The sequence below is a fragment of the Erythrobacter donghaensis genome (assembly GCF_002155425.1).
Classification (GTDB): Bacteria; Pseudomonadota; Alphaproteobacteria; order Sphingomonadales; family Sphingomonadaceae; genus Erythrobacter; species Erythrobacter donghaensis.
Map to the genome: position 1 here is coordinate 255,060 of NZ_MUYG01000010.1, position 16,068 is coordinate 271,127.

Below are 16,068 nucleotides of genomic sequence, written 5' to 3' on the forward strand. Positions count from 1 at the left end.
AGATGAGCTTCTCCCTGCTTTCCGCCGCCGCATCGGGCGAGGGCGCGACTCCCGCCTGGGCGATGCTCGCCTACCTTGTCGCGGGCGTCTTCTTCATCCTCGCGCTGCGCGGACTTTCGAGCCCCGCGACCTCGCGCGCCGGCAATCGCAATGGCATGATCGGCATGGCCATCGCGGTGGTGACGACGCTGATCATGCACGGCACCAATCTGGTCGAGATCGGCATTGCCATCGCCATCGGTGCGATCCTCGGCGTCACCATCGCGCGGCGCATCGCCATGACCGCGATGCCCGAACTGGTCGCGGGATTCCACAGCCTCGTCGGCCTTGCTGCGGTGGTGGTCGGCCTTGCCGCATGGCTCAACCCCGCCGCCTTCGGGATCACCGATGCTGCAGGGCAGATCAATGCGGTCAGCCGCGTGGAACTCGGTCTCGGCATCGCCATCGGGGCGATCACCTTCTCCGGTTCGGTCATCGCGTTTCTCAAGCTCTCGGGCCGGATGAGCGGGTCTCCGATCATGCTGCCCGGGCGGCATGTCATCAACCTCGGGACGCTGGCAGCGATTCTGGTGCTGATCGGCCTCTATACCGTCTCGCCTGAGGGCGGCGCGGGCGAGGGGTGGATGGTGATTGCCGTCACTGCGCTGGCCTTTGCCATCGGCTTCCTGCTGATCATTCCGATCGGCGGGGCGGACATGCCGGTCGTCGTCTCCATGCTGAACTCCTATTCGGGCTGGGCCGCCGCGGCGATGGGCTTCACGCTGGGCAACAGCGCGATGATCATCACCGGGGCGCTGGTCGGTTCTTCGGGCGCGATCCTCAGCTACATCATGTGCCGCGCGATGAATCGCAGCTTCATTTCGGTGATCGCGGGCGGCTTCGGCGCGGCTCCCGAAGCGGGCGGCGCTGGCGCGCGCGAGCAGCGGCCCTACAAGCAGGGCAGCGCGGAAGACGCGGCCTATATGCTCGAGCAGGCCGAAAGCGTCATCATCATCCCCGGCTACGGCATGGCGGTGGCGCAGGCCCAGCACGCGCTGCGCGAAATGGGAGACAAACTCCGCGAAAAGGGCGTGTCGGTGAAATACGCCATCCACCCCGTCGCAGGCCGGATGCCGGGGCACATGAACGTGCTGCTCGCGGAAGCCAGCGTGCCCTATGACGAGGTGTTCGAACTGGAGGACATCAACTCCGAATTCGCGCAGGCCGACGTCGCCTTCATCATCGGCGCGAACGACGTGGTGAACCCCGCGGCCAAGACCGACAAGTCCTCGCCCATCTACGGGATGCCGGTGTTCGATGTCGACAAGGCCAAGCAGGTGTTCTTCATCAAGCGCTCGATGGGGGGCGTAGGCTATGCCGGGGTCGATAACGACGTGTTCTACATGAACCAGACCGTCATGCTCCTCGCCGATGCGAAGAAGATGGTCGAGGAAATCGTCAAGTCGCTGGACTGATCCGTTTATGAAGAAGTTGCTGATCGGCCTTTTGCTGGTCGTGGCTCTCGGGGCCGGTGCGCTGTTCACCGGCCTCGCCGATCCCTTGGTCGAATGGCAGGTCAAGGGCGCGCTGGTCGAGGCCGGGGTGGGCGAGCGCCGTGCCGAATGCATGGCCGGCCGCATGGTCGACCGCCTGACCATCGGCCAGCTCTGGAACCTGCGTCAGGCGATGGCCCCGCGCGAGGGCGAGCCCGAGGAAGGCTACGGCCTCGGCGAACTCGTCAAGCGGCTTGACCGCGTGAACGATGGCGAGGTCGTGGCGGTGCTCACCACCAGCGCCGGGCTGTGCGCGATGGGGCTGGGCTAAGGCTTGCCATTGCTCCCCCCAATGCGCCACACTGCGCGGCGGAGAGGGAGACAATCATGAAACGCTTTGCTCTGGCTGCCGCGCTGCTCTGCACCGCAGCGCCGCTCGCCGCCGAAACGCACCGGGTCGAACCGGGCGAGGGCGCGGGCACACGCTTGCAGGAGGCGCTGATCCTCGCCGCGCCCGGCGACACGATCGAACTGGGCGAGGGGCGCTTCGTGCTGACCGACGGGCTCAGCCTCGATGTCGACGGGGTGACGGTGCGGGGCGCGGGGATGGAAAAGACCATCCTCGACTTCACCGGCCAGCAGGGCTCGGGCGAGGGGCTGCTCGTCACCTCCGACAATGTCACCCTGCGCGGCTTCGCGGTCGAGAACGCCAAGGGCGACGGGATCAAGTCCAAAGGCGCGGACATGATCGTGTATGACAGTCTGCGCGTCGAATGGACCGGCGGGCCCAAGGCCACCAACGGCGCCTACGGCATCTACCCGGTCGAGAGCACCGGCGTGCTGGTCCAAGGCTCGGTCGTGATGGGCGCGTCGGATGCGGGGATCTATGTGGGGCAAAGCCGCGACATCACAGTGCGCCGCAATGTCGTCAGTTTGAACGTCGCCGGGATCGAGATCGAGAACAGCCGCAATGCGCTGGTCGAAAACAACACTGCCATGCGCAATACCGGCGGGCTGCTGGTGTTCGACCTGCCGGGCCTCCCCGTGATGAACGGCGGCAACGTGATCTTGCGGAACAACATGGTGATCGACAACGACACCCCCAATTTCGCGCCTCCCGGCAATATCGTCGCCTCCGTGCGGCGCGGCACCGGCGTTCTGGTGATGGCAAATGACGGCGTGCTGATCGAGGGCAACGCCTTCGAGGGCAACGCCACGGCGCACATCATGGTGATCGCCTATTCCCAGCCCTTCAAAGACCCTCGCTACAACCCCCACGCCCGCAACGTGATCGTCGGCTCCAACGCCTTCGGGCGCGGCGGGTACGATCCGCAGCTCGATGACAAGGAGCAACTGCTCGAAGCCTTCGGCGGCGCGCTGCCGCCGGTGCTCTGGGACGGGATCGCCGAGGACGGCAACGGGCTGATGATCGCCGAGGGGGTGACGGGCTGGAGCCTCAACCTGTCGACGCCCGGTCAGGATCTGGCAGAGGCGCAGCCCGGTCCGCTCACCCTCACCCCGCTCGAAAGCTGGGAGTTCCCGGAAGTCGGCGCGCCTGCAGAGCTGGAGGCACGGCTGAAGTGAGGTGGGGCAATGGCCTGATTGCCTTGGCGGCTGCGGCGCTGATGGCGTCAGCGACCGCCAATAGCCTTGCGAGCGGGCTGCCGGCGGTGCGGGTCAATGATGCGGCGATCATCGGCGAGGGGATGCCGCGTCAGCTTTCGGACTATCGGTTCTTTGCTGATGCGCGCGCCCAGCAGCCGATCCCTTACGTCTTTCCCTATGCTCTCAACACCCCGCTCTGGTCGGACGGCGCGGAGAAACTGCGGTTCATCTATCTGCCTCGGGGAACCCGTTTGGAAGCGGAAGGGGAGGGCCTGCTCAAGTTCCCGGTCGGTGCGGCGATCATCAAGACCTTTGCCTTCGGCGAAGGCGATGCGCGCCGCCTGATCGAAACCCGCGTCCTGCTCCACCGTGCGGATGGCTGGGTGGCGCTGCCCTATCGCTGGAACGCCGAACAGACCGATGCCAGCCTCGCGCTGGCAGGCGGGCGGGTCGATCTGGTGACGCCTGCGGGCGAGGCGATTTCCTACGCGATCCCCAACAAGAACCAGTGCAAGTCCTGCCACGGCAAGGACGAGCAGGTGATCCCGATCGGCCCCAAGGCGCGCAATCTCTCCGCCGAGTGGTTCGCGCAGATGGTCGAAAGCCGCGCGATTGACCGTGTGCCTGACAGCGCCGGGATACTGCCCGATTGGTCCACCCACGCATCCGGCCCCGCCGCGCCGCTCGCCCGCGCCTATCTCGATGTGAACTGCGCGCACTGCCATCAGCCGGGTGGGGGCGCGTCGAACTCGGGCCTCGATCTGCGCTGGGAGCAGTCGGACGCCCACGCCATCGGCATCTTCAAGCGCCCGGTCGCGGCAGGACGCGGGGCGGGCGGCCATGAATTCTCGATCGTCCCCGGCCAGCCCGACACGTCGATCCTGCTCTACCGGATGGACAGCGCCGAACCCGGCGTCGCCATGCCAGAACTGGGCAAGGCGAGCGTCGACAAGGACGGCGTGGCCGTGGTGCGGCGCTGGATTGCGGAGATGAAAACCGAATGAAATGGCTCTGGCGCGGGCTGCTGGCGATTGTCGCATTGCTGGTGATCGCCTTTCTCGTCTTCCGCACGCCCGACACCGATCCGGCGGGAATGCGCGCCAAATATGGCGCTCCGCCCTCGCAATTCCTCGCCAACGGCGACGGCGTGAAAGTCCACCTGCGCGACGAGGGACCGAAAGACGCGCCCGTGATCATGCTGCTGCATGGCTCCAACGCCGATCTGCACACCTGGGAGCCGTGGGTGCAGGCGCTCAAGGGCCAATATCGCGTGATCCGCTTCGATCAGGTCGGCCACGGCCTCACCGGCCCCGATCCCGAGGGCGATTACAGCCGCGCCAATTTCGCGCAGGATATCCTCGAAGTCGCAGACAAGCTGGGTCTGGACAGATTCGTCCTCGCCGGCAATTCGATGGGCGGCAAGCACGCGCTCGCCTTCGCCATCGCGCACCCGGAGCGCCTCACCGGCCTCGTGCTGGTCGACGCCAGCGGCGGACCGATGCTGAAGCTTGGCGACGCCGAAGACGACGACAGCGGCAATATCGGCTTTACCATCGCCCAGACCCCGGGGATCAACCTGCTGGTCGAACAGATCACCCCGCGCAGCCTGATCCGGCAGAGCCTCGAACAATCGGTCTCGAACAAAGCGGTCGTGACCGAGGCAGCGGTGGACCGCTATTGGGAACTGCTGCGCTATCCCGGCAACAGGCGCGCTACGTTGGCGCGCTTCAGCCTGCCCTACGATCCCCTGAGCGAGGCCGAAATCGCTTCGGTTACCACGCCGACCCTGATCCTATGGGGCGAGGAAGACCGGCTGATCCCGGTCGAAGCGGGGCGATGGCTGGGCCGGACCCTGCCGAACAATCGGCTCGTGATCTATCCCGCCATCGGTCACCTTCCGCACGAAGAGGCGCCCGCTGCCACTCTGGGCGACCTTCAGGCGTGGCTTGCCGAACACGCCCCGACTGCAAAACCCGAGTAAACCACGCCCGCAATGCCTTGCGCACTGGACGCAAGGAACCTGTGCGCCCTAAACCGGTTCGCAGTTGCACACAAAAAGAGAAAGGGCGGCGGTTTTGCGCAAACTCGGGATCATCGGCGGCATGAGCTGGGTGTCGACCGCGACCTATTACGAACGCATCAACCGCCTCGTCCAGAAGCGCAGCCCTCCGATGGCGAGCGCGCCGCTGCTGATCGAAAGTCTCGATTTCTGCCAGCTTTACGCGCTGCGCGAAGCGCACGACTGGGAGCGCGCGGCGGGTGTCCTGATCGATAGCGCCCAGCGGCTCGAAGCGGCTGGGGCCGAAGGGCTGATCATCGGCGCCAATTCGATGCACCGTCTGTATGATGACGTCGCCGTCGCGGTCGGCATCCCGATCCTGCATATCGCCGAATATGTCGGCCTCGCCATGAAGCGCGCCGGGGTCAGCAGCGCGGCGCTGCTCGGCACGCGCAATGTCATGACCGAAAGCTTCTACCGCAAGCGCCTCGTCGCGCACGGGATCGACCTGCTCCCGCCCAATCTCGACTATGTCGCGATGCTCGACCGGATCATTTATGAAGAGCTGATGGTCGGCAAGGTCACGCGCGAGGCCGAGCGCACCTTGAAGACAATCATCACCAACAAGGCGCAGGACGGCGCGAGCGCCATTGTGCTGGCCTGTACCGAGCTGGATCTGGTGGTCGATGTCGATGCCAATGTCCTGCCGATCTTCGACAGCACCCGAATCCATTGCGAGGCGGCCGCGAACTGGATCCTTGGGCAGGAAGCGGTGAATTAGTCCTCGGCTCGTCTGTTGACGCGGGCGGCTTGGCGCATAGCCGGGTTGCGGGGGGTGCAACTTGTTAACGCTCTCCCTAAGTGGCCCGTGGATTTTGTCACGACAAGTTTTTGGCATCATCCGGGTCTTCGGGTCGCACCGACGGACCCATGGGGTCGCTTTCCTCCCCCCCAATCACCGGAAGGCGGCCCCATAATTTGTCGCTCGTCAAGCGCCTGTTTTCCTGACATTTTGCATGTGTTCACGGCCCGTTCCGGTTGAGCGGATGCACGCGCTGCCCTAATCGCTCGCGCCGTGATGACCCGCGCCCCCTATGCCGCCGATCCTGCCGCCTGCGGCCCCCGCGAATTCGGCGGGGCCGACGTGGGCGAACGCCGCGGCCCGCGCAGCGCTTTCCAGCGCGATCGCGACCGGATCGTCCACTCGATGAGCTTCCGGCGGCTGAAATCCAAGACGCAGGTGTTCATCGCGCCCGACGGCGATCACTACCGCACCCGCCTGACCCACAGCCTCGAAGTCGCGCAGATCGGCCGGGTGATCGCCCGCGCGCTGGGGCTGGACGAGGATCTGACCGAGGCGCTGTGCCTCGCGCATGATCTCGGCCATCCGCCCTTCGGCCATGCGGGCGAAGCGGCGCTTTCCGCTGCGATGGAGCGCCACGGCGGTTTCTGCCACAATGCACAGGCGCTGCGCACGGTGATGCGGATCGAATGCCCCTATCCCCAGCATGACGGGCTTAACCTCACCTGGGATCTGCTCGAAGGGCTGGCCAAGCATAATGGCCCGGTCACCGCCCCCGGCTGGGCGTTGGCGCAGCTGGATGCGGCTTTCCCGCTTGACCTCACCACCTGGCCCTCGCTCGAAGCGCAGGTGGCGGCCGTCGCCGACGATATCGCCTACGACAATCACGACATCGACGATGGCTTGCGCGCCGGGTTCCTGAGCCTCGACGACCTGCTCAGCCTCGATTTCCTCGCAGACCAGTGGCGGACGGTCGAAAAGCGCTTTCCCAATGCCCCGCGCGAGCGTCTGTTGCGAGAGATGATACGCGACCAGATCGGACTGATGGTGAATGACGTGATCGACCACACGGCTGCGCAGGTGCGGGGCATGGGCTCGGTCGCCGAGGTGCGCGCGGCAGGCCGCCAGCTCGCAGGATTCTCGCCCGCGATGGCGGCGCAGGAACGGCGGCTCAAAAGCTTCATGTACGAACGGCTTTATTTCCATCCCGAACAGATCAGCGCGGCGGAGAAGGCACGCGATGTCGTGGCGCGGCTCTATGCGGCCTATGCGCAGGATGCGACGTTGATGCCCGAAGACTGGCAGGCGCGGCTACCCGCCCGCGATCCCGAACGCGCCCGCGTGATCGCCGATTTCATCGCCGGGATGAGCGACCGTTTTGCCATGCAGGCCGTGGCGCGCATCTATGGCTTCCAGCCCGAAGGCCTGATCAATGTCTGATCCGCGCCCCGTGGGCCCGGTGCGCGTCGCGCTGGTGGGGGCGACCGGCCTCGTCGGCCGCCGGGTGATCGAGGTCTCCAGCGCAGGCGACGAAGTGCGGATCGTCGGCATTGCCCGGCGCGAGGCACCCCTGCCGCCCGGCGCGCGGATGGAGATGTTCGTCGCCGAGCCGGAAAAGTGGGGCGAGGTGCTGGAAGCGGTGCGTCCACGCGCGCTGATCTGTGCGCTCGGGACGACGATGAAGAAGGCCGGGGGCGACAAGGATGCCTTCCGCGCGGTCGATCACGATCTGGTGCTCGCCACCGCGGAAGCGGCGCGGCGGGCGGGCGTGCCCAACATGGTGTTGGTGAGCGCCGCCGGGGCCGATGCGCGCTCCAAGAACTTCTACATGCAGGTCAAGGGCGAGACCGAAGACGCGCTGAGCCGCGCGGGGTTCAAGCGACTCGACATCCTCCACCCCGGCCTACTGCGTGGCGAGCGCCCGGACGACCTGCGCTTTGCCGAACGCGCCGCGATGATCGCCGCGCCCTTGATCGACCCGCTGCTGTCGGGATCCTGGGCGCGCTTTCGCTCGATCGACGCAGGCCTGGTGGCCGAGGCCGCACTCGGCCTCGCGCTGCGCCGCGCGGGTGGGCGCTTCACGCACGATAACGACGCGATGCGCCGCGCCGCGCGCGAATGGCGCAAGGTCGCCGCGCAGGGAGAGGCGGAATGATCGACTGGAACGCCTGGTTCAGCATGGTGAACCTGCTCGCGATGATCGCCTGGGCGGCGCTGATCCTGCTGCCGCGCTGGCCTGCGCTGCTTTCGGGTGTGCTCTATCTCGGCGTCGGTCTGCTGTGCCTGATCTATGCCGGCGGATTGATCGGGGTGCTCACCGGGCTGCTTGCCACCCCCGGCGGCGGCGAGGCGGATTTCTCTACCATTACAGGCGTGCGCGCGATCTTCGGCAGCGATGCCGGGGTGACGATCGGCTGGACGCACTACCTCGCCTTCGATCTCTTCGTCGGCCTGTGGATCGCGCGCGATGCCGATGCGAAAAGCATTTCGCGGTTCGTGCAGGCGCCGATCCTGCTCGCGACCCTGCTGGCCGGGCCGCTGGGTTTGGGGGTTTGGCTCGCTCTGCGCGAACCGGCTGCGCGGCGGCAGGGCCGGTTTCGCTAAACGATTCTCGCTGAAAACGGGGGGTGGACGACGCGCGCGGGCGGGCTATCTTCGGTCGCAAAATGGCATCGGGGAGAGACGCCAGCATGACCGAAATCGCGCAGCACCAGTTCGTGACCCTCGACCAGATCCTGTCCCATTGGGCGGTGGTGCAGCCCGATGCGCCCGCGATCGAGGATGGTGGGCTGGCCGTCTCCTACGGCGAGCTCGATCTCCTCTCGCGCCAGATCATCGCCTGGCTGGCCGCGCGCGGGATCGGCGCGGGCGACCGGGTGGCGTTTCTGGGCAAGAATGCGGCAAGTTACGGCGTGCTCTACTGCGCCTGCGCTCGCGCCGGGATCGTGATCGCCCCTACCGGCTGGCGGCTGGCCGCGCGCGAGATCGCCTATATCCTCGCCGACACCGAGGCCCGGCTGCTGGTGGCGACGCCCGATTTCATCGAGCTGGCAGGCAAGGCGATGGCCGAGCTCGACAGCCCACCCGAACTGATCGTCGATAGCGCGATGCTGGAAGAAGCGCGCGGCTGCGATCCGGCCGATTACGCTCCTTGCGGCGCGGATGATCCGATCCTTCAGCTCTATACCTCGGGCACCACCGGCCATCCCAAGGGGGTGCTGCTCTCCAACGCCAACCTCACCCGGCTGCGCAACGAAGGGGTGGCGGCGGGGCTGACCTATTACACCGATTACCGCAGCGGCGACTGCATGATGGTCGCCATGCCGATTGCGCACATCGGCGGCACAGGCACCTTCAGCCTCGCGATTCTGGCGGGCATCCGTTGCCGGTTCGAGGCGGAATTCACCCCCGCGGGCGTGCTCGCCGCGATCGAGGCGGGGACGACGCACATGTTCCTCGTCCCCGCCGCCTTGCAGATGGTTATCCAGCACCCGCAGGCGGCCGGCACCGATTTTTCGAACCTGCGCTATCTCATCTATGGCGCCGCACCGATGCCGCTCGAACTGCTCAAGCAGGCAGTCAGCACCATGCCGAGCACGCAGTTCCTGCAGGCCTATGGCATGACCGAGACCACCGGCACGGTCTCGATCCTGCCGCCCGAGGACCACAGCCTCGAAGGCAATGAGCGGATGCGATCGGCGGGCAAGGCGCTGCCCGGGGTGGAGATTGCGGTCCGTGGGCCGGACAATGTCGAGGTGCCGCGCGGAGAGATCGGCGAAGTGTGCATCCGCTCTCCCTCGAATACCTCCGGCTATTGGAAACTGCCCGAGGCGACCGCCAAGACGATCGATGCCGACGGCTGGCTCCACACCGGCGACGCGGGCGTGATGGATGCGGACGGCTATGTCTATATTCAGGACCGCATCAAGGACATGATCATCTCCGGCGGTGAGAACGTCTATCCCGCCGAGGTCGAGAGCGCGATCTACGGCCACCCCGCGATTGCCGAAGTCGCCGTCATCGGCGTGCCGAGCGACAAGTGGGGCGAGGAGGTCAAGGCCTGCGTCGTCGCCAAGCCCGGCTGCGAGGTCGACGCGGCCGACGTAATCGCCTGGGCGCGCGAGCGGATTGCAGCGTTCAAGGCGCCCAAGAGCGTCGATATCATCCCGCTGATGCCGCGCAACGCCAGCGGCAAGATCCTGCGCCGCGAATTGCGCGCGCCCTATTGGGAGGGGCAGGAGCGCCAGGTGTCGTGAGCGCGAAACAGCACGCCCCCGCGACGCTGCGCAACCGCGAACCTATCGCCGCGGTGCTGGCGCGCGAATTTCCCCCTAGCGGCACGGTGCTCGAAATTGCGGCAGGGACGGGCGAGCACGCGGTGTTCTTCGCCGAGGCCTTCCCCGCGCTGGCGTGGCAACCGAGCGATCCGTCACCCGAAGCGCTGGCGTCGATTGCTGCCTATCGCGAAGACTATCCCGGCAACAATCTCGCCGCGCCGCAGCTGCTCGATGCCGCTGCACCCGACAGCTGGCCGGTGACACAGGCTGATGCCATCGTATGCATCAACATGGTGCACATCAGCCCGTGGGAGGCGACCCTGGGGCTTTTCCGGGGGGCTGCCCGATTGTTGGGCAACAGCGGCGGGCCGCTGATCCTTTATGGGCCCTATATCGAGCAGGGGATCGAAACCGCGCCCTCAAATCTGGAATTCGACGCCAGCCTCAAGGCCCGCGACCTGCGCTGGGGCCTGCGCGAAGCCGAAGCGCTGGATGCGCTCGCGGCCCAAAACGGATTGGCCAGAAGCGCGCGCTACGCACTTCCGGCCAATAACATCATTTTGGTTTATCGATAGAAATCAGTCGATCGCGCGCTTGCCGGCCTGGCCGACCGACTTGATGTCATCGCCAAGGCCATCGACCGTGTTGCAGGCGGTGGCAGTGAGCGAAAGCGCGGCGAGGGCGGCGGCGGTCAAGATATTGCGAATCATCGTGCTGCATCCTTTTTCAGCAGGGACGGGAATGTAACGCATGAACATGCAAAAATATTCCTGACAGGAACGTGAAGCGCGTCGCCGCCGTGCCGGGTCAGATTTCCTTTTCGACTTCCCGCGAAGCCGATTGCAGGTCTTCGCCTGCGCCTTCCACGGTGTTGCAGGCCGAGGCGGTGAGGGTGACGGCACCGACGGCAAGAGCGAGAAGCAGTTTACGATTGATCATGGCGGGTCTCCTATTGAACCAGAACCCGCAAGTGCCCTCGCGACGGGAATGATCCATCCTATTCGGCAGAATGCACCCGGGATCGGGCCAGTTGTCGCTCGCGCCAGGCGATCAGCAGCCCCGCGCCGATGATCAGCGGCGCGCCAAGCCACAGGCTGGCGGGCGCCGCGCGGTCGAACACGGCATAGCCATAATAACTCGCCCACAGCAGCGCGGTGTAATCCATCAACAGGATCACCGCCGCCGAACCGAACCGCAGCGACGTCGTCAGCAGCATCTGCGCAGCTGCGCCGACGAAGCCCATGCCGAGGATCAGCCCCCACGTCAGCGGATCATGCGCGGCGGCGACAAAGGGCAGGGCGAGCGCGGCGATCGGGGTCGTCAGCGCGCTGAACCAGAAGACGATGCTCCACGGGTTTTCAGTGGTGTTCAGGTCCTGCAACTGGAAGCTGATCAGCGCGACCATGAAGGGTGCGACCAGCCCCACCGCCACCCCGGCGAGCGTCACGCCCTCGTGAAACCCGCCGAAAGGCTGCATCACTACGATCACGCCCGCAAAGCCCATCGCCACCGCGCCCCAGCGATAGGGCCCGATCCGCTCGCGGAACAGCACGATGGCGATCAGCACGGCAAAGACCGGAGCGGTAAAGCCCAGCGTGGTCGCCTCGGCCAGCGGCAGCAGCAGCACCGCGCCATAGGTGAACAGCATTCCGACAAGCCCGCTCGCCGCGCGCCGGGTGTGGGCAGGCAGGCGCCGGGTTTTCAGCATCGCCAACCGCCCGGTCAGCGCCAGCCCTGCGCCGAGTAGGATCAGCGTGAGCAATTGCCGCCAGAAAATCAGCTCGATCAGATGCGCGCCGCGTGTCCCTGCAAGCTTCACCAACATGCCCATCGTCGCCAGCGCAAAGGCGGCGAGCAGGCGGACGCCGAGCGCGAGCAGGGGCCGGGGGCGGGCGATCGAGCCATCCATCGCGGGAGGGCTTGGCCGAGCGCCGGGGATTGCGCAAGCGGGCGAGCGTCCCATATGCGCGCAGCATGGATATTGTTGCGCAATTCGAACTGCTGAGCGATGCCGCGCAGCTGGCCTGGGCGGGCGGAGCGCTGTGGCTGCTGGCCGCCTTTGCCGCCATCATGGACCGCCGCCGCGCACGCGGGCGCAGCCTTGAACGGCTCGAGCGGGTCGGCTGGGTGCCGTGGACCGGCCTGTTCATGACCCTCGCCATCGCAGGCGGCGGATGCCTCGCGATGAGCCTGCCGGTTGTGATCGGGGGGATGTAAAACCGCCCATCCTCAACGCAAGGCGGCACGACGCCAAAGGCGTCGCAAGGCCGACCGGCCGCCGGCCGGTTAGGCCGAACGATCCGGGCCGGATGGCCCGGATCGGCGTGTCAGAGACACGCCTCCAAATACGCCTGATCGAAACCGAACTGCCGCGCCTTTTCCAGCGTGTAAGGGCGCAGGCCCGAGCTCCGGAACTCGCCGAGGATCTTCCCGTCGTCGGTCTCGTCCAGGTATTCGAACTTGAACAGCTCCTGCGTCACGATCACGTCGCCCTCCATCCCGATCACCTCGGTGATGTTGGTGGTGCGACGCGAACCGTCGCGCAGACGCTTCACCTGCACGATCAGATCGACCGATTCGGCGATCTGGCGGCTGATGGCTTCCTTGGGGATCTTGATGTCGCCCATCAGGATCATGTTTTCCATACGGCCAAGGCATTCGCGCGGGCTGTTGGCGTGGAGCGTACACATCGAGCCATCGTGACCGGTGTTCATCGCCGCGAGGAGGTCGAAACACTCCGCGCCGCGAATTTCCCCGAGGATGATGCGGTCAGGACGCATACGCAGGGCGTTCTTCACAAGGTCGCCGATGGTGATCGCGCCTTGCCCTTCAAGGTTCGGCGGGCGGGTTTCGAGCGGCAGCCAGTGCGGCTGTTGCAGGCGAAGTTCCGCCGCGTCTTCGATGGTCAGCACGCGCTCGCCCGGGTCGATCATCTTCGACAGGGCGTTGAGCATCGTGGTTTTACCGGAACCCGTACCGCCCGAGATGACGATGTTCATGCGGCATGCGCCCGCGATTTTCAGCGCGGTGCACATCTTGTCCGACATCGAACCGAAGTCGCGCAGCATGTCGAGCGTGATCGGCTTTTCGGAAAACTTACGAATCGAGATCGCGGTGCCGCGCAGCGACAGCGGGGGGACGATCACGTTCACACGCGAGCCGTCCTTCAAGCGGGCGTCGGCGAGCGGCGTGGTCTGGTCGACGCGGCGGCCGACCTGGTTCACGATGCGCTGTGCGATCTGGAACAGGTGCTGTTCGTCGCGGAAGCGGATCGGGGCGAGCGTGAGCTTGCCCTTCTTTTCGATGTAGGTCTGATCCGGCCCGTTGACCATGATATCGGAGACGTCGGGGTCGTTCAGCAGCTCTTCCAAGGGGCCGAAGCCGAGCAGCTCATCGATCAACACCTTTTCCAGTGCGAATTGTTCGCGCCGGTTGAGCGTGACCTTCAGTTCGGCCAGCACTTCCAGAATGATCGGGCGGAATTCCTCGGAGAGTTCCTCTTTGGACAGCGTCGCCGCCGCTTCGGGATCGACACGCTCGAGCAGGCGTGGGAGCACCTGTTCCTTGATCTTGTGGACGCTGGCTTCAAAGCCGCCGACTTCGGAATCGCCCGTGTTGACGGACGCCATGCGCTCGTTGAGACGCTCGATCGCTTCCGATGTGGTGGCGGGCTTTGCCAGCGAAGGCGCCGGTGCCGGGCGTGCGGCCGCAGGCTCTCCGGGGATCGGCGGGAACTGTTCCCCGCCGCGCGGCCCCGCGCCTGCACCCTTCATTGGCCGTGCGACGCCAAAGGCGGGACGTGCCCCCGACTTCAACCCGCCTGCATTGCCCTTTTTGCCGAATGCGCTCATTCCCAGCCCCCGAGGCTCTAGCCTGAAACCTTGCGCACCTCGCCCGAAACAGGCGAATGGTGCGTCTCGAACAATGGTGAATAGAAAGGAAAGGTTGTTTTTTTCCTAAGCCCGTTCGGCCTCGCGCCAATCGGGGCTTGTTGTTCACCGGCGCACGGCTAGAGCGGCGGCAATCACACTGAGGGAAGGCACGGGCGGATGTGCGGCATTATCGGGATCGTGGGGCAGGGCAACGTCGCCGAACGGCTGGTGGATGGCCTGCGGCGGATGGAATATCGCGGCTATGACAGCGCCGGGATCTGCACGCTCAACGATGGCGCGCTGGTGCGGCGGCGGGCGGAAGGACGGCTCGCCAATCTGATGACCGTGCTGGCGCAGGATCCGGCGCCGGGCGATGTCGGCATCGCGCACACCCGCTGGGCGACCCACGGCGCGCCGACGGCCGCCAATGCCCACCCGCACGCCACCGCCGAGGTCGCGATTGTCCACAACGGGATCATCGAGAACTTCAAGGAACTACGCGCCGATCTCGCCGCCAAGGGCCGCACATTCGAGAGCGAGACCGACAGCGAGGTGGTCGCTCACCTGATTTCCGCCGAGGTCGAGGCCGGGGCCAATCCTGAGGATGCGGTGCGGGCCGTGCTGCCGCGCCTGCGCGGGGCCTTTGCGCTCGCCATCGCTTTCCGCGCGCACCCCGAGCTGCTGATCGGTGCGCGGTTGGGCTCGCCGCTGGTGCTGGGCTATGGGCCGGAAGGGTCGGATGCGGAGATGTATCTCGGCTCCGACGCGCTGGCGCTCGCGCCGCTGACTCAGCGCATCACCTATCTTGAAGAGGGTGACTGGGTCGTGCTGCGGCGCGACGGCGCGCAGATTTACGACGCCGAGGGCCAGCCCGTCACCCGCGAGATCCGTGCCTCGGGCGCTTCGGCGGCAGCGGTGGAGAAGGGCAATTACCGCCACTTCATGCAGAAGGAGATTTACGAGCAGCCGACGGTGGTGGCGCAGACGCTCGCCTCCTATCTGCGCCGTTCGGACAACTCCGTGGCGCTGCCGCAGATCGATTTCGACCTGTCGAGCATCCGCCGGCTGACGATCGTTGCGTGCGGCACCTCTTTCTATGCCGGGATGGTGGCGAAATACTGGTTCGAACAGTTCGCACGCGTGCCGGTGGACATCGATGTCGCCTCCGAGTTCCGCTATCGCAACCCGGTGCTGGAAGAGGGCGGCCTTGCGCTGTTCATCTCGCAGAGCGGCGAGACGGCGGACACGTTGGCGGCGCTGCGCCATTGCCGGGCGAACGGGCAGACCATCGGCGTGGTCGTCAATGTGCCGACCAGCTCCATGGCGCGCGAGGCCGATCTGCTGCTGCCGACGCACGCGGGCCCGGAAATCGGGGTCGCTTCGACCAAGGCCTTCACCTGCCAGCTCGCCGTGCTGGCGGCGCTCGCCGCGCATATGGCGGTAAAAAAGGGCCGCCTGACCCGCGAGCAGGAGGCCGAGATCGTGCGCCATCTGCTTGAAGCGCCCGCCGCACTCAACGCCGCTCTCGCGCATGATGAGAACATCGCCGCCATGGCGCCGCTGATCGCCCCGGCGCGCGACGTGCTTTATCTGGGGCGCGGGCAGGATTATCCGCTGGCACTGGAAGGCGCGCTGAAGCTGAAGGAAATCAGCTACATCCATGCCGAGGGCTATGCCGCGGGCGAGATGAAGCACGGGCCCATCGCGCTGATCGACGATGCCGTGCCGGTGGTGGTGATCGCCCCTTCGGGGCCGCTGTTCGAAAAGACCGTCTCGAACATGGAGGAAGTGCGTGCGCGCGGGGGCCAGGTGGTGCTGATCTCGGACGCGCAAGGCATCGCCGAAGCGGGCGAGGGCTGCATCGCCACGATTGAGATGCCCGTCGTCCACCCGCTGATCGTGCCGCTGGTCTATGCCGTGCCGGTGCAATTGCTGGCCTATCATGTCGCCGTGGTGAAGGGCACCGATGTCGATCAGCCGCGCAATCTCGCCAAATCGGTGACCGTCGAATAGGGCTGCAACGGGCCGAAAATCGGGCCGG

Annotated in this window: 17 protein-coding genes; 13 read left to right on the forward strand and 4 right to left on the reverse strand. The window is 66.0% G+C overall.

Annotation, left to right across the window (positions count from 1 at the left end; genetic code table 11):
• The first annotated feature begins 2 nt into the window (after positions 1-2).
• The 11 genes from BZF59_RS09660 to BZF59_RS09710 all read left to right on the forward strand — a co-directional run bounded on the left by BZF59_RS09660 (position 3) and on the right by BZF59_RS09710 (position 10,730).
• Positions 3-1,454, forward strand: a complete 1,452-nt coding sequence (locus BZF59_RS09660; RefSeq protein WP_086608041.1) for an NAD(P)(+) transhydrogenase (Re/Si-specific) subunit beta — start codon at positions 3-5, stop codon at positions 1,452-1,454.
• Between the two features lie 7 nt (positions 1,455-1,461).
• Positions 1,462-1,803: a hypothetical protein gene (locus tag BZF59_RS09665; RefSeq protein WP_086608042.1), complete on the forward strand. Its 342-nt coding sequence runs from the start codon at positions 1,462-1,464 to the stop codon at positions 1,801-1,803.
• 56 nt (positions 1,804-1,859) lie between these two features.
• The gene (locus BZF59_RS09670; RefSeq protein ID WP_086608043.1) at positions 1,860-3,056 is read left to right on the forward strand and encodes a parallel beta-helix domain-containing protein; all 1,197 of its coding nucleotides are present in this window, start codon (positions 1,860-1,862) and stop codon (positions 3,054-3,056) included.
• A 41-nt stretch (positions 3,057-3,097) separates the two neighbouring features.
• The gene (locus tag BZF59_RS09675) at positions 3,098-4,081 is read left to right on the forward strand and encodes an SO2930 family diheme c-type cytochrome (RefSeq protein WP_086608418.1); all 984 of its coding nucleotides are present in this window, start codon (positions 3,098-3,100) and stop codon (positions 4,079-4,081) included.
• Entirely contained in the window at positions 4,078-5,058 is a 981-nt protein-coding gene (locus tag BZF59_RS09680; RefSeq protein ID WP_086608044.1) for an alpha/beta fold hydrolase, read from the forward strand. The genes BZF59_RS09675 and BZF59_RS09680 overlap by 4 nt, the downstream gene beginning before the upstream one ends.
• A 94-nt stretch (positions 5,059-5,152) precedes the next feature.
• Positions 5,153-5,857: an aspartate/glutamate racemase family protein gene (locus BZF59_RS09685; protein ID WP_086608045.1), complete on the forward strand. Its 705-nt coding sequence runs from the start codon at positions 5,153-5,155 to the stop codon at positions 5,855-5,857.
• A 297-nt stretch (positions 5,858-6,154) separates the two neighbouring features.
• The gene (locus BZF59_RS09690) at positions 6,155-7,318 is read left to right on the forward strand and encodes a deoxyguanosinetriphosphate triphosphohydrolase (RefSeq protein WP_086608046.1); all 1,164 of its coding nucleotides are present in this window, start codon (positions 6,155-6,157) and stop codon (positions 7,316-7,318) included.
• Positions 7,311-8,033, forward strand: a complete 723-nt coding sequence (locus BZF59_RS09695) for an NAD(P)H-binding protein (protein ID WP_086608047.1) — start codon at positions 7,311-7,313, stop codon at positions 8,031-8,033. The genes BZF59_RS09690 and BZF59_RS09695 overlap by 8 nt, the downstream gene beginning before the upstream one ends.
• Positions 8,030-8,482, forward strand: a complete 453-nt coding sequence (locus BZF59_RS09700) for an ABA4-like family protein (protein WP_245806097.1) — start codon at positions 8,030-8,032, stop codon at positions 8,480-8,482. The genes BZF59_RS09695 and BZF59_RS09700 overlap by 4 nt, the downstream gene beginning before the upstream one ends.
• A gap of 86 nt (positions 8,483-8,568) precedes the next feature.
• Complete coding sequence (locus BZF59_RS09705; protein ID WP_086608048.1) at positions 8,569-10,134, forward strand: long-chain-fatty-acid--CoA ligase; 1,566 nt, start codon at positions 8,569-8,571, stop codon at positions 10,132-10,134.
• Positions 10,131-10,730 (forward strand): DUF938 domain-containing protein, encoded by a 600-nt coding sequence (locus tag BZF59_RS09710; RefSeq protein ID WP_086608049.1) that lies wholly within the window; start codon positions 10,131-10,133, stop codon positions 10,728-10,730. The genes BZF59_RS09705 and BZF59_RS09710 overlap by 4 nt, the downstream gene beginning before the upstream one ends.
• 3 nt (positions 10,731-10,733) lie before the next feature.
• Here the strand turns inward: BZF59_RS09710 and BZF59_RS09715 are convergent, their stop codons facing one another.
• The 3 genes from BZF59_RS09715 to BZF59_RS09720 form a co-directional block, all read right to left on the reverse strand.
• Positions 10,734-10,865: an Entericidin EcnA/B family protein gene (locus tag BZF59_RS09715; RefSeq protein ID WP_086608050.1), complete on the reverse strand. Its 132-nt coding sequence runs from the start codon at positions 10,863-10,865 to the stop codon at positions 10,734-10,736.
• A 97-nt stretch (positions 10,866-10,962) separates the two neighbouring features.
• Positions 10,963-11,094: a hypothetical protein gene (locus BZF59_RS16305; RefSeq protein ID WP_425429571.1), complete on the reverse strand. Its 132-nt coding sequence runs from the start codon at positions 11,092-11,094 to the stop codon at positions 10,963-10,965.
• Between the two features lie 58 nt (positions 11,095-11,152).
• A complete protein-coding gene (locus BZF59_RS09720) occupies positions 11,153-12,064 on the reverse strand; it encodes a DMT family transporter (RefSeq protein WP_086608051.1) in 912 nt (303 codons plus the stop codon).
• A gap of 65 nt (positions 12,065-12,129) precedes the next feature.
• Here BZF59_RS09720 and BZF59_RS09725 point away from each other — a divergent pair, with 65 nt between their 5' ends.
• Positions 12,130-12,372: a hypothetical protein gene (locus tag BZF59_RS09725; RefSeq protein ID WP_086608052.1), complete on the forward strand. Its 243-nt coding sequence runs from the start codon at positions 12,130-12,132 to the stop codon at positions 12,370-12,372.
• Positions 12,373-12,482: 110 nt separating this feature from the next.
• On the opposite strand, the gene BZF59_RS09730 is transcribed toward BZF59_RS09725, so the two are convergent.
• Complete coding sequence (locus tag BZF59_RS09730) at positions 12,483-14,006, reverse strand: TadA family conjugal transfer-associated ATPase (protein WP_086608053.1); 1,524 nt, start codon at positions 14,004-14,006, stop codon at positions 12,483-12,485.
• Positions 14,007-14,204: 198 nt separating this feature from the next.
• On the opposite strand from BZF59_RS09730, the gene glmS reads away from it, so the two are divergent.
• Positions 14,205-16,040, forward strand: a complete 1,836-nt coding sequence (gene glmS / locus BZF59_RS09735) for a glutamine--fructose-6-phosphate transaminase (isomerizing) (protein ID WP_086608054.1) — start codon at positions 14,205-14,207, stop codon at positions 16,038-16,040.
• The last annotated feature ends 28 nt before the right edge of the window (positions 16,041-16,068 follow it).

Excerpts from the sequence above, each read along its gene's own strand:
- BZF59_RS09720 (WP_086608051.1), bottom strand. The coding sequence starts at position 12,064 with ATGGATGGCTCGATCGCCCGCCCCCGGCCCCTGCTCGCGCTCGGCGTC.
- BZF59_RS09690 (WP_086608046.1), top strand. The coding sequence starts at position 6,155 with ATGACCCGCGCCCCCTATGCCGCCGATCCTGCCGCCTGCGGCCCCCGC.
- BZF59_RS16305 (WP_425429571.1), bottom strand. The coding sequence starts at position 11,094 with ATGATCAATCGTAAACTGCTTCTCGCTCTTGCCGTCGGTGCCGTCACC.
- BZF59_RS09700 (WP_245806097.1), top strand. The coding sequence starts at position 8,030 with ATGATCGACTGGAACGCCTGGTTCAGCATGGTGAACCTGCTCGCGATG.
- BZF59_RS09725 (WP_086608052.1), top strand. The coding sequence starts at position 12,130 with ATGGATATTGTTGCGCAATTCGAACTGCTGAGCGATGCCGCGCAGCTG.
- BZF59_RS09715 (WP_086608050.1), bottom strand. The coding sequence starts at position 10,865 with ATGATTCGCAATATCTTGACCGCCGCCGCCCTCGCCGCGCTTTCGCTC.
- BZF59_RS09675 (WP_086608418.1), top strand. The coding sequence starts at position 3,098 with ATGGCGTCAGCGACCGCCAATAGCCTTGCGAGCGGGCTGCCGGCGGTG.
- glmS (WP_086608054.1), top strand. The coding sequence starts at position 14,205 with ATGTGCGGCATTATCGGGATCGTGGGGCAGGGCAACGTCGCCGAACGG.
- BZF59_RS09670 (WP_086608043.1), top strand. The coding sequence starts at position 1,860 with ATGAAACGCTTTGCTCTGGCTGCCGCGCTGCTCTGCACCGCAGCGCCG.
- BZF59_RS09695 (WP_086608047.1), top strand. The coding sequence starts at position 7,311 with ATGTCTGATCCGCGCCCCGTGGGCCCGGTGCGCGTCGCGCTGGTGGGG.
- BZF59_RS09665 (WP_086608042.1), top strand. The coding sequence starts at position 1,462 with ATGAAGAAGTTGCTGATCGGCCTTTTGCTGGTCGTGGCTCTCGGGGCC.
- BZF59_RS09680 (WP_086608044.1), top strand. The coding sequence starts at position 4,078 with ATGAAATGGCTCTGGCGCGGGCTGCTGGCGATTGTCGCATTGCTGGTG.
- BZF59_RS09660 (WP_086608041.1), top strand. The coding sequence starts at position 3 with ATGAGCTTCTCCCTGCTTTCCGCCGCCGCATCGGGCGAGGGCGCGACT.
- BZF59_RS09730 (WP_086608053.1), bottom strand. The coding sequence starts at position 14,006 with ATGAGCGCATTCGGCAAAAAGGGCAATGCAGGCGGGTTGAAGTCGGGG.
- BZF59_RS09705 (WP_086608048.1), top strand. The coding sequence starts at position 8,569 with ATGACCGAAATCGCGCAGCACCAGTTCGTGACCCTCGACCAGATCCTG.